We start from the raw sequence: 13,002 nt of genomic DNA on the forward strand, positions 1-13,002 counted from the left end.
ATCGTATTCCACTATTACTTTAGAGTATTGTATCTCCGCCACTAAGGGTTAGTGCCAGAGTTTTTACTGATATCTCTGTGCTTCTTCTTCTTTCCTTAGGACCCTTAAAGCCCCTTCTGTTAGTGCAATCATTTCATCTTCACCAGGATATACTAATACTTCACTGATAAAGGATACCTTTTCTTGAATCCAGCCTGTAAACATTTTATCGTAGGCAATACCACCAGTTAAGATAATAGCATCTACTTTGCCTTTTAGCACAGCTGCAGCAGCTCCTATTTCCTTGGCTACCTGATAGGCCATTCCTCGATAAATGATTTCTGCCTTTTCATCTCCAGCCTCTATCATCTTTACTACTTCTCTACCATCATTTGTACCAAGATAAGCCACTAAGCCTCCTTGCCCAACTAGCTTTTTCTTAATCTCATCGTGGCTATATTTTCCAGAGAAGCATAGCTTTGCAAAATCTCCAGCTGGTAAACCTCCTGACCTTTCAGGTGAAAAAGGACCTTCTCCATCCAATGCATTGTTTACATCAACTACCTTGCCTTTTTCATGAGCTCCAACAGATACGCCACCACCTAAGTGGGCTACGATAAAGTTAAATTCTGTATAGCTTCCTCCTTGATCCTTTGCAGCTCGTCTAGCTACTGCTTTTTGGTTTAGGGCATGAAAAATACTTTTCCTTTCCAACTCTGGCATTCCTGAAATCCTTGCGATATCATTCATTTCATCTACCACCACGGGGTCTACGATAAAGGGAGGAATGTTTAGCTGTGATGCAATTTCATAGGCTAATACTCCCCCAAGATTTGATGCATGCTGACCCAATACACCTTTTTTCAAGTCCTCCAACATTTTCCCATCTACTTCATAGGTACCTCCTGCAATAGGCTTCAATAATCCCCCTCGACCTACTACAGCAGCAAGTTTTTGGATGTTTATCCCTTTTTCATTGAGGGTTTCCAGGATAACATTTTTTCTGAACTCATATTGATCAAATATCGTTTCATATTTATTTATTTCTTCAGTTGAATGCCTTAATACCTCTTCAAACACTGGTTTCTCATTATCAAAAATGGCTATTTTTGTTGATGTTGATCCAGGATTGATGGCTAATATTCTGTAAACTTCACTCACTTTCATTTCCACCTTTCACTAGAATAATTTTGCCGCACATAAAACCCCTAATGCTATAGAATATAGCTTGGATTCCTCACTGTCGGCTCTTGATGTCAATACAATAGGTGCCTTAGCGCCTATAATAATACCGGCATTTTTGGCTCCTGCAAAATATACCATGGATTTGTATAGTACATTTCCTGCTTCAATATCTGGCGCCAGTAGTATATCAGCATATCCTGCCACAGGATGGTCAATCCCTTTAATCTTTGCTGCCTCTACTGATACTGCGTTATCTAAGGCAAACGGCCCTCCTACTAAACATCCCTTAAGCTCTCCTTTTTCATTCATTTCTTGTAGGGCTGCTGCATCCATGGTATCGGGCATTTTAGGATTTGCTTTTTCCTTTGCACAGATTACTGCAACCTTAGGTTCTTCAATGTCTAAAGCATGTGCTACTTGAACAACATTTTCAGTAATTTGCTTTTTTGCCTGTAAGTCTGGAGCTATGTTCATAGCAGCGTCAGAAACAAAGAAGAGTCTATCATAGCCGTTCACATCAAATACGGATACATGACTTAAAACATTTCCAGTTCTCAATCCTATTTCTCCATCCAATACTGCTTTAAGGATAATAGAGGTATCCACTAAGCCCTTCATTACCATATGGGCTTTACCACTGGAAACTAACTCAACTGCCTTTCTGGAAGCCGCTGTCATATCCTTGATGTCAATTACTTCAAATTGGTTTAAATCGATATTTTTCTCAGCTGCAATAGCTGCAATCTTTTCTTGATTCCCTACTAATATTGCATCGGCGATGCCTTCTTTTTTCGCTTCATTTACTGCCATTAGTACTTCTACATCCTCGGCACAGGCAACAGATACGATCTTAGGTCCTCTTTCTCTAGCTATTGTCATAACCTCTGCAAAGTTCCTAATCATTGATATTCACCTCTTCTTCATAGATTTTAAATCTCTCATTCCCTGTAGTTACTCGAAGTACACCCTCATTCAAGGCCTTCATTTCATCTTCACCAGGGTGTATCATTACAGGTGCGATAAAGCTTACGCTTTCTGCAATGGTCTTTGTTACATAGTTGGAATAGGCTATGCCTCCTGTCAAAACTACAGCATCTACTTTACCATCCAGCACTGTTGCCATTGCACCTATTTCTTTTGCTATTTGATAGCACATAGCATCATAAACTAGCTTTGCCTTTTCATCCCCTGTTTCTATTCTTTCTTCTACCTCTATAGCATTGTTTGTTCTTAAGTAACCGGTTAAGCCGCCTTTTCCTCTTAGCTTCCCTTTGATTTCAGCATGAGTGTATTTTCCTGAAAAGCATAGCTTTGCTAAGTCTCCTATAGGCACACCGCCTGCTCTTTCTGGTGAAAAAGGTCCCATTTCATTGGCATTATTATAGTCCACTAACTTACCCTTTTTCACAGGAGCTACTGAGATGCCACCCCCCAGATGAGCTACTACCAAATTCACTTCCTGAAATTCTTTGTTTAAATCAGCCGCTACTCTATGGCCAACTGCCTTTATGTTCAACGCATGGCCCAGGGAGCGTCTTTGTATTTCAGGTATGCCAGAAACCCTCGCAACATTCTCAAATTCATCTACCGCAACAGGATCTACGATATATGCCTCTATTCCTTCTGCATCTGCTATAGCCTTTGCAATAATACCCCCTAGGTTGGAAGCGTGCTCTCCTTGAAAGCCTAGGTTCAAATCCTTTATCATTGCTTCCGTAACCTTATAGGTTCCTCCCGGCATTGGACGTAACAACCCTCCTCTGCCTACTACAGCCTTAATCTCTGCTGTTTTAATATCAATCTCATTTAGCCACTGTAAGATGATTTGTTTTCTTAATTCATACTGCTCTGTTATCTTATTAAATTTTTCTAGCTCCTGTGGAGAATGATTTAGCTTTGCTTCATAAACGCTTTCTTCCTCTTTAAATAATCCAACCTTTGTGGAGGTAGATCCAGGATTGATAACTAATACGTATTCTCTCAATGCTTATCACCCCGTATTTTTTTATACTTATTATTATCTGTTTAACTGCAAAAGCTATGCCAGTTTAAATGATTTCGACATGTTTTTTTCGGAGTTGAAATTGCAACCATTCTATTTTTCTTCAGGCCTCATACTTCTTTTATGCGTAAAGCAAGCCTCCAGCGTGCAATTTTTTGCATGAAAAAAATTGCACGAATGTGTGCAATTTTTTTCATTTTATTTCTATGTGATATTTCTCCATTTTATAATATAGATTTCTTACAGATATTTCTAAAGCCTTTGCCGCCATTGTTCTATTGCCGTGATATTTATTTAGAGCTTCCATTATATGATTTTTTTCCACCTGCTCTACTACAGCCTTTAAGCTTTGGTTTCCACTAGCACTTTCTTCTACCTTATTGATACTGTTTCTCTCCGAAAAGTCATTAGCCCTATCAATGAATTTTGGTAAGTGTTCCTCCTGGATAATTTTTTGATTATATTTCATATTTATAAAGGCTCTTCCTATATAGTTTTGTAACTCTCTTATGTTCCCAGGCCAGTCATAGGCTAGTAATCCTTCTAAGGCTTCTTTTGTTATGTCCTCTACATTTCTTCCATACTCTTGATTATATTTACTGATCAAATGCAGCACTAGAGGATGTAGGTCCTTCTTTCTTTTTCTCAAGGGTGGTATGATAATAGGAATTACATTCAATCGATAGTATAAATCCTCTCTAAACCTGCCTTCTTTTACAGCATTCTCCAAATCTACATTGGTGGCAGCAATGATTCTTACATTGATGCTTATGGCTTTCGTACTCCCAACTCTAACTATTTCTCTTTCTTGTATTACCCTCAACAGCTTCGCCTGTGTGCTAATAGGGATTTCTGATATTTCATCCAGAAAAATTGTTCCTCCATGGGCTTCTTCAAATAAACCTCTTTTGCCGCCTTTTGTAGCACCTGTGAAGGCTCCCTCTATATAACCAAATAGTTCACTTTCTAATAAACTTTCATTAATAGCAGCACAGTTTACCCTTACAAATTGATTATATCTTCTCTGGGATAAATTATGAATTGCGTGGGCAAATAATTCTTTTCCCGTCCCACTCTCTCCTCTCAAAAGCACCGTAGCTGGTGTAACTGCTGCTTGCTTTGCTTTTTCTAGAGCTGCCAGCATCCCTTCATCCTCTGCAATGATATCCTCGAAAAGGTATTTTGCCTCTAGATTCCTTATGATTTGTTTTGCCGTCATTAATTCATCCGTTAGGTTTTTTATTTCTGTCAAGTCGTGTAGTACCCCAACACTTCCCTTTAACTCACCATCCACAATGATAGGTGCTGCATGAACCAACACTTCCTTCTTTTGAGGTCCTAGCTTCAGCCTTGCATTTTTTACTGGTTTTTTTGTTTTCAATACTTGTAAATGAATACTATCCCCCTCTGCTATATCTGCTGTAACAGACTGGCCAATGATATCCTTTTCTGTAAGTCCAGTAACTCTTGTATAGGCAGGATTGATTAACACACCAATCCCTTTTTCATTGCATACTGAGATAGCATCCTGGGTTGAATGAAAAATTCCCTCTAAAAGACTCTGCATCTCCTTTAGCTTATAGATTTGATGGGTTAAATCCATCACTTCACTTATATCTCTAAAGATTGCTACAGCTCCAATTACTTTTCCGTCTTCATCCTTTACTGGCATTCGACTAGTTATAATCGTCGTATTTCCTAGTGGTTGTTTTTGGTTTAATTCTGATTCTCCTGTTTTTAATATATAAGGTAAACGGGTGCTGTTAACTACCTCCTTTACCGACATTCCTAGTACCTGTTTTTCTAGGAAACCTGTGATCCTTTCTGCCGACCGATTAAAGAGAGTAATTCTACCTTGATCATCTATAGCGATTACGCCATCATTGGTGCTTTTTAAAATAACATCTAGTTCCTGCCTTTTCATGAAATACACCTTCCTTATTAGGCACAGCTTGGGTTAGTGATTACGTCTCATTATCTATAGATACAACTTTTACATTAACAGATTGTGGTATCAACTGAATCTGCTTAGCTCTTCTTTCCACTAAGAAGGGCATCTCCACCACAGGCTCTATGGTGTATTGATTCTGCTCTAAGCCTTCCATGTTGATGACAATATTTATTGCCGCTGCCTCCACAGTATCTAATAGCGTTTCCGTTGCTGATATCCTTACCTGAAGCACTGCTGGTATTTCGCTTTTATCCACTTCAACTCCTGCTGCCACATTTCTAAATTCTATATCCTCCCTCGCTATCTCGAAGTTTCTCTCTACTATAGGATCTACCTCTATACTCAGTGTAACCTCAGGGGTGTCGATGACTGTTATACCCTCTGGCAAGTCTAGTGCTATCCTTCTACTTATATTTTCATCAATGTTATCAATGACTATCGTTTCGGTATTGATGTATTCTATGAGATTAACAATCTCCTGCTGTCCTCTTATATTAATAGTAGTTGGTTCAACAGAAATACTGCTTATTTCATAGCCTGCTGCTGGCATTGTTTCTACTACTGGGTTAACACTTACTGTTTTCAGTTGATCTATAGGTATATTTATATTGACATAAGCTGTTTGCAAACTAACATTTGGTATTTCTTCTCCTCGACTGTTTATTGGTTTTAAAGGATATCGAGTGTTAATGTTTTCAAACTCCTCCGAAAGCTTTATGTTGGCTTGTACTACTTCCACTGCATTTACTAAGCTTTCTGGCCCCTCCACCCAAACAGCTGTAGGCTGATAATCCAGTTCTCCTAAGACATAACCTCTACGGGGGGTTCCTTCGATGTTGACATTTACAGGTTTTTGTCTGCTGATGATTTCTTCTAATTCAATTCTAATAAGCTTAGGATTGAAATCAACCTCAACTTCTCCAGGTACTGAAACCTCTAGCGGAATGTTATTAACCCCCGGTCGGTACCCAAGTATATCCGCCTTAACTTCTATTTGACCTCTTGCTATTCTATGAACTTCATCTCTTCTTCCTGTTATTCGAACTCTGATGGTTTCATCAGCTTCTCCTTTTATTACAAATCCAGCTTGTCTCATTTCCTCTATGTTAATAAATTCAACAGGGACATTTTGTTCATCTCTTGTGATCCTAGGATTTATTTCACTCATAACATAGATCCATATAGTTAAGGCAAAAAAAATAGAAATTATTTTGGGGGTTAAATTACTACGATTGAATTTATTCATTTTTTATGCCTCCATTTCATTTTTAAGAATTGCCATTGTTTGTTTTCAGTAGCTTTAAAACTATTGGTAAGTATTGATCTTAAGGTTGTGGTGTCTAAAAATCTTGTTAACTTTCCATTTTCGGCAATAGAAATAGCGCCCGTTTCTTCTGATACAATCACAACAATAGAGTCCGATCTTTCTGTCACACCAATAGCAGCCCTATGCCTTGTTCCTAAATCTTTGCTGAGATGATTGTTTTCCGTTAGAGGCAAAAAGCAGCCTGCAGCAAGGACTATATTTTTTCTAACAACAACAGCGCCATCATGCAATGGTGTGTTAGGCATAAAAATATTTATTAGTAGTCCAGTAGATATCCTGCCATTGATAGGGGTTCCTGTTTCCACCACTTCATTTAAACCTGTGTCCTTTTCCACCACCATAAGAGCTCCTATTTTTTGTCGCGATAAAGAAGCAGCAGCCTCCACGATTTCATTAATCATCATACTAATTTCTTCATGCTCGATATCAATAATAGATTTAGTAAGAAACTTGGTTCTTCCGATATATTCAAGAGCCCTTCTTAGCTCAGGTTGAAATACAATTAGTAAAGCTATTAATCCTACTGTCATGGTATTTCTTAAAATCCAATTTATAGCATGCAATTGCAGCCAATCACTAAGCTGTGTTGCCAGTAGAAGCACAACAATTCCTTTAATTAATTGTTCTGCCCTAGTTTCTCTAATCAGCATGTATAGTTTATAAAATACAAAAGCTACAATAACCATGTCTACTAAATCTGTCATTCTAACATTTCTCATAATCTCTATTAAATTCTGCATGTAAAACACCTCTTATGGATTCTTCAATTTTTCTATAATATTACAATATACTAGATAATAACCTATATTTCCATATGAAAAAGGAAAAACCCTTCTATTTCTCTAAAGGAAATTATATTTTCTATAAATTTTTTCATGTGGTTATTTTTATTTTAGTACTCTTTTATTATAGAGCTTTTGTAGATTTTTTTAAATAGCCATTATAAAATGAGACTTTATTCATAGGGAGTTTTTACTCCCATTGAATTGCAGCCGGATTTACTTGGAGGATGTAGTTCTTGATCTCTGGCTTTTGGAAGCGGGAGTCTTAGCAGTATACTGAAGGATAAATATAAGAACTATCTAAAGGTAGTCCTTATACTCAGTATAGTCAAAAAAGCAGGTTTCTAGCTATAATACTGTAGAAATTATTAATAAGAAACATAATTTAAATAAATTGAGATAAACTAATGATAAGATTATTAGGAAAGGAAGAGGTCTATGGGAAAAAAAGTAAACAGCAAGCGAAAAAATATAATCATTGATGATAAAATTCCCACGAAAGATCAGTTGATAGTGGATTATATAAAGGATCAACTGGAGGAAAAAATGCAGGCAAGTGCTATGGATATCAACGTATTTTGTAAAGACGGCTATGTTCATATGTCTGGTATGGTGGATGTTTTAGCTGAAAAAAAATTTGCTGAAAAGGTTGCTCTTCGGATACCTGGTGTAAGAAAAATTGAAAATAAGATCACTATTGCAATGGATAGTAATTTTAACGATAAGCATATAGAGAAGGAAGTATTAGACAAGCTACAGGATAGCTTTTCTGAACCACCGGGTATAGGTGCAAAGGTTGAAAGAGGTGTTGTCAACCTTATGGGTCATGTAAACACCTTAAAAAGTTGCCACGATGCAATGGATCTGGCATCGAAGGTGAGGGGGGTGAAGGATGTTGTAAACAATATCAATATAGATACCTATGGAAAATATACAGATGAGGCTATTAGAAATAAAATTCTTCAAGAATACAGTAAGTCTCCATTGGATTATAGAGATATAACCCGAAGAGTTTCAAAGGGAGAGGTTACATTATCCGGAGCTTTAGATAACTACCAAGATATTGAGTTAGCGAAGGAGATAGCAACAGGTATTGAGGGTGTAGTAAAAATACGTAACCATATACGAATTAGAGAACAATAAAATTTATCTATGACATTGGATTCATTAGGAAGGTAGTTTTTCTTCCTTTTTTTCTTTTTTTGTCATATTTATTCAATTTTTTTTAATATTATCACCTTTTTCTACTAAATAATTTCATCGTATTTCCGCAATAAATAGACAATAGCGTCGCTAATTGACCCTTGTAAATATTTATGAATAATCTTTGTATATTTATTAAAAAAATACTTGCATATTTATACGTTATTGCTTATAATTATATTTATAAGAATGAATGATTATGGAGGGATTCAAGATGAATAAAGAAAAGGTTGTATTAGCATATTCTGGAGGGCTAGATACATCAGTTATCTTAAAATGGTTAGAAAATACTTATCAATATGAAGTCATTGCTGTCTGTGTTAATGTTGGTCAAGAAGATGACTTTCCTGCTATAAAGAAAAAAGCATTATCTACTGGTGCAATAAAAGCATATGTATTAGATGTTAAGGAAGAATTTGTTACTGATTATATTTTCCCTACTCTTAAAGCAGGGGCAGTATACGAGGATGACTACTTATTAGGAACTTCCTTCGCTCGACCGCTAATTGCGAAAAAACTAGTAGAAATCGCTGAAGCAGAAGGTGCTGTAGCAATTGCTCATGGAGCTACTGGAAAAGGTAATGATCAGGTTCGTTTTGAAGCTACTATTAAAGCCTTAAATCCTTATCTGAAAATTATTGCACCTTGGCGTATATGGGATTTAAAGTCAAGAGAAGATTGTATTGATTATGCTGCCAAAAACAATATTCCTATCCCAGTAACAAAAAAAGATATCTACAGCCGTGATAGCAACATTTGGCACATGAGTCATGAGGGTGGCAATCTAGAGGATACCTGGAATCAACATGAAACCAATATTTATAAAATGTGTGTGGCACCAGAGGATGCTCCTAATACTCCAGGCTATGTAGAAATTCAATTTGAAGCTGGCGTACCTGTAGCAGTGGATGGCGTAAAATATAATCCAGTGGATATGATTGAAAAGCTAAACACAATCGCTGGGGCTCATGGTGTTGGAATTATTGATATCGTAGAAAATCGACTTGTTGGCATGAAATCCCGTGGGGTATATGAAACTCCTGGTGGTACATTATTATTCCAAGCTCATAAATCTCTAGAAAAATTAACTTTAGATAGAGCAACCATGAACTTTAAAAAAGGTATTTCTGAAAAGTACGCTCAGTTAGTATATGATGGTCTTTGGTTTACACCATTAAAAGAAGCATTAGATCAATTTGTTGATAGTACTCAGCAATATGTGACAGGATCTGTAAAATTAAAGTTATTTAAAGGAACCTGTACATCTGTTGCTTCTACATCACAATACTCTCTATATAACGAAGAATTTGTTACCTTTGGAGAAGATGATGTATATAACCAAAAAGATGCTGAAGGTTTTATTAACCTATTTGCTCTTCCTTTAAAAATACGCTCTATTATGAAGTTTGAGCAAGAAAACAAACATAAAAGTGATAAACAAGTAATATAGCGTATGAAATATCATTGCAAAGATAATGCTTTTCAACTGTTTGGGAGGGGAAATGTTTTCCCCTCCCATTTATTTGACTTCTTCAGCTTTTTTCATGTTCTTTCTTACCTCTTCAAGGTATTTTTCATCTATTACTCTTTCAAAACTCCTAAGTCCCGCCAATCTAAAACCGTGCTTATCTGCTAATCTATTGATCTCATCAACTTTCTCTATATGTATTTCCCTACCTAAGCTAAAATTTTCATGCTTTTTCTCTAGTGCCAGTATCATGGTTTCAGCCATACATGCATAGGCTAATCTAGGTGGAAAACCAAAATTAAAGTTAAATTCTACCTCTTTGGGTACTTCAATCACGCCTCCCTCAATCACCAAAACATCTTTTCTTTTCTCCTGTACCCTTTTTGATACATCTCTTGGTCTTGCAACATCACAAATAATAGCACCCGATTTAATATATTCTGGATAGATTACTTCATCGATGCTGCTGGTTACAGTTATAACTGCATCTGCTTCAGCTACTCCTTCTTTAATATCTATTGTATAATCAATATGTACCTTTGGATATTTAGCATTTAATGTTGTCTTTAGCTCCTGCAATTTCCTTAGATTTCTTCCTATCAATGTGACTTTTTTTCCATTTCTACAAACTAACTCTGCAGATACCTTGCCTATAGACCCATTAGCTCCTATAACTGCCACTTGGCTTTCTTCTATACTTCTTCCTAATAATCTTGAAGCTTCCTTGATGGCTTCATATGCTGCTGCAACTGTGTAGGTGTTTCCTGTAGTAACAGCTATATTTGAGTTGTTTGCTATTGTAATTCCAGCATCTCCAACAACTGAGGTATATGCTCCTAAGCCCATTATTTTAGCTCCTAGTTTTTCAGCAATTCTTCCTGCCTCAATGACCTTATTCAGTACCTGCTTTGTTTCCAAAGTCATCATCATTTTTGTTGTCATAGGAACGCCTATAAACCAACCTTCTGCTTCATTGTATTGACTTGTGACATTAGTAATATGTGAAACCTGTGAAGGGGAAATGTTACTGGCTATTTTTTCTACTAAAAATTTTGGTAAAATTTTTAGTGATTTATATTTTCTGTATATATCATCAATCCCTATGGGATGAATGACGAAGGCAAATTTCTCCATTGGTTTATCTCCTTAAAATAGATTGAAATATATTTTTGAAATTATTCATTACTAACTCCGTTACGCCTTTGTATTTATTTAGAATAGTATTTAATGATTTAACAAAATAATCAATTTCGTCGTAGGTTATGGTTAAAGGTGGTTCAATTCTTATGACATTTGGATTATTTAAAGTATAAGCAGTAATAATTCTATGTTGATTTAATAGTTCAGTTGCTATTAGTCCTCCTGTATATTCTTCTAAAGTATCTGCTGCATTGCCCTTTACAAGCTTATTGAAAAATCTATTATCCTTTATGGTTTCAAACTCTAAACCTATCATTAAACCTTTGCCTCTTACTTCCTTTAATAGGGGATACATAACTCTTAAAGATTCAAGCTTATTAATAAAATACTCCCCTTTTGCTTTAGCTTCTACATCCAAGTTATACTGGTCTATATATTCAATAGTAGCGATCCCTGCCGCTGATGCCCATGTATTTCCACCAAAGGTAGATGTATGCAATAAGCATTTTTCCATACTGCCATAGCTTTTGCTCCATACTTCCTCTGTTGTAATGTAAGCTCCAATAGGCATAATACCTCCTCCTAAGGACTTTGCCATACATAATATATCTGGAGCTATCATTTCCTCATCACAGGCAAACCAATATCCAGTTCTTCCAAAACCTGTTTGAACCTCATCAGCTATCAATAATACACCCTGCTCCTTACACAATCTCTCAACGCCTTTAAGGTACCCTTTGGGCGGAACAATAATGCCCCCCTCTCCCTGTATAGGTTCTACAATAAAGGCTGCTATATCATCATATTTTTCTAAGACACCCTTCAATGATTGTAAATCACCATAAGGCACTTCTTCAGATAGAGGTACTAATGGCTGAAAATACTTTTTATATTTATCTCTACCTGTCACAGATAATGCTCCCATTGATTTTCCATGAAAAGAGCCTGTACAGTAAAGGATTCTAGACTTTCCTGTAGCAATTTTTGCTAGCTTTAATGCACCTTCTACAGCTTCAGCTCCACTATTGCAGAAGAAAGTATATATTAAGTTTTCAGGAGTTATTGCTTCTAAATTTTTTGCTAATACTGTCGTTATTGGATTTATTGCCGTTTGCAATAGATTTGGCAGCTCTTTTATTTTTTCCATTTTATTGATGACATGCTGATTATTATGGCCTATGTTTAAAGCTCCATAAGCTCCTAAAAAATCTATATATTCTTGTCCTTCCTCATCCCATACTTTAGTGTTCTGTGCTTTTACAAAGTTTTTACTCAAACCCAACAAACTTAAAAGATTTGCAAGCTGTGGATTGATATAGGATTTATAATGAAGATGAGCCTTTTTGGCATCTAGTAGCAATGCTTCTTCAAGCTTAAGAATATTTTTATTTTTCTTATAAAGATATTTTTCCATGATTATCACCCCATCTTGTGCTTTTTCACTAATTACATAAACTGCTTTCTTATATAAGATTTTCCATAAGTAGTCTTCCTTATACTTAAAATCATCAGGTAAAAGACGACAAAAAAAGACAATGATTTTTACAAATCATTGTCTTTTTCTATTTTGTGGTGCGGGTGGAGGGACTTGAACCCCCACGGTCGCCCGCTAGATCCTAAGTCTAGTGCGTCTGCCAATTCCGCCACACCCGCGTGTAATTATATGGTGGTGGGAGAAGGATTCGAACCTTCGAAGTCGTCGACAACAGATTTACAGTCTGCCCCCTTTGGCCACTCGGGAACCCCACCAGTTTTAAATGGAGCTGGTGATGGGACTCGAACCCGCAACCTGCTGATTACAAATCAGCTGCTCTGCCAATTGAGCTACACCAGCATGCTATTGTCTTGGCTTCTCAGCCTTTGTCTTTCTCACATTATTTAAATGGCGACCTGGAAGGGACTCGAACCCTCGACCTCCAGCGTGACAGGCTGGCATTCTAACCAACTGAACTACCAGGCCGCTTT

The 13,002-nt window shown here is 36.7% G+C and carries 10 protein-coding genes and 4 tRNA genes; 2 read left to right on the forward strand and 12 right to left on the reverse strand.

Annotated features, from left to right (window positions below; translation table 11 throughout):
- Positions 1 to 63 precede the first annotated feature (63 nt).
- The 6 genes from buk (BMX10_RS07190) to cdaA all read right to left on the reverse strand — a co-directional run bounded on the left by buk (BMX10_RS07190) (position 64) and on the right by cdaA (position 7,184).
- Complete coding sequence (buk, locus tag BMX10_RS07190; RefSeq protein ID WP_090441594.1) at positions 64 to 1,140, reverse strand: butyrate kinase; 1,077 nt, start codon at positions 1,138 to 1,140, stop codon at positions 64 to 66.
- An 18-nt stretch (positions 1,141 to 1,158) separates the two neighbouring features.
- Entirely contained in the window at positions 1,159 to 2,067 is a 909-nt protein-coding gene (gene ptb / locus BMX10_RS07195; RefSeq protein ID WP_090441598.1) for a phosphate butyryltransferase, read from the reverse strand.
- The gene (gene buk / locus BMX10_RS07200; protein WP_090441601.1) at positions 2,060 to 3,148 is read right to left on the reverse strand and encodes a butyrate kinase; all 1,089 of its coding nucleotides are present in this window, start codon (positions 3,146 to 3,148) and stop codon (positions 2,060 to 2,062) included. The genes ptb and buk (BMX10_RS07200) overlap by 8 nt, the downstream gene beginning before the upstream one ends.
- A 211-nt stretch (positions 3,149 to 3,359) precedes the next feature.
- Entirely contained in the window at positions 3,360 to 5,090 is a 1,731-nt protein-coding gene (locus tag BMX10_RS07205) for a sigma-54 interaction domain-containing protein (RefSeq protein WP_090441604.1), read from the reverse strand.
- Positions 5,091 to 5,130: 40 nt separating this feature from the next.
- Complete coding sequence (locus BMX10_RS07210; protein WP_090441607.1) at positions 5,131 to 6,363, reverse strand: CdaR family protein; 1,233 nt, start codon at positions 6,361 to 6,363, stop codon at positions 5,131 to 5,133.
- Positions 6,360 to 7,184: a diadenylate cyclase CdaA gene (cdaA, locus tag BMX10_RS07215; RefSeq protein WP_090441610.1), complete on the reverse strand. Its 825-nt coding sequence runs from the start codon at positions 7,182 to 7,184 to the stop codon at positions 6,360 to 6,362. The genes BMX10_RS07210 and cdaA overlap by 4 nt, the downstream gene beginning before the upstream one ends.
- Before the next feature lie 480 nt (positions 7,185 to 7,664).
- On the opposite strand from cdaA, the gene BMX10_RS07220 reads away from it, so the two are divergent.
- Entirely contained in the window at positions 7,665 to 8,369 is a 705-nt protein-coding gene (locus BMX10_RS07220) for a BON domain-containing protein (protein ID WP_090441612.1), read from the forward strand.
- Positions 8,370 to 8,643: 274 nt separating this feature from the next.
- Positions 8,644 to 9,879 carry an argininosuccinate synthase gene (locus BMX10_RS07225; protein ID WP_090441615.1) on the forward strand — a complete coding sequence of 412 codons (1,236 nt, stop codon included), beginning with the start codon at positions 8,644 to 8,646 and terminating at the stop codon, positions 9,877 to 9,879.
- 69 nt (positions 9,880 to 9,948) lie between these two features.
- Here BMX10_RS07225 and BMX10_RS07230 read toward each other — a convergent pair whose 3' ends face one another.
- From BMX10_RS07230 to BMX10_RS07255, 6 genes are all read right to left on the reverse strand, one after another.
- Positions 9,949 to 11,031, reverse strand: coding sequence for a 3-hydroxyacyl-CoA dehydrogenase NAD-binding domain-containing protein (locus tag BMX10_RS07230; RefSeq protein WP_090441617.1), 1,083 nt, complete (start codon positions 11,029 to 11,031; stop codon positions 9,949 to 9,951).
- Between the two features lie 4 nt (positions 11,032 to 11,035).
- On the reverse strand, positions 11,036 to 12,451 hold the full coding sequence (locus tag BMX10_RS07235) for an aspartate aminotransferase family protein (protein ID WP_090441619.1): 1,416 nt from the start codon (positions 12,449 to 12,451) through the stop codon (positions 11,036 to 11,038).
- A gap of 156 nt (positions 12,452 to 12,607) precedes the next feature.
- A tRNA-Leu gene (locus BMX10_RS07240) sits at positions 12,608 to 12,690 on the reverse strand.
- A gap of 11 nt (positions 12,691 to 12,701) precedes the next feature.
- Positions 12,702 to 12,786, reverse strand: a tRNA-Tyr gene (locus BMX10_RS07245).
- Between the two features lie 9 nt (positions 12,787 to 12,795).
- A tRNA-Thr gene (locus tag BMX10_RS07250) sits at positions 12,796 to 12,871 on the reverse strand.
- A gap of 49 nt (positions 12,872 to 12,920) precedes the next feature.
- A tRNA-Asp gene (locus BMX10_RS07255) sits at positions 12,921 to 12,997 on the reverse strand.
- Between the last annotated feature and the right edge of the window lie 5 nt (positions 12,998 to 13,002).

The sequence above is a fragment of the Natronincola peptidivorans genome, assembly GCF_900111615.1.
Taxonomy (GTDB): Bacteria; Bacillota; Clostridia; order Peptostreptococcales; family Natronincolaceae; genus Natronincola_A; species Natronincola_A peptidivorans.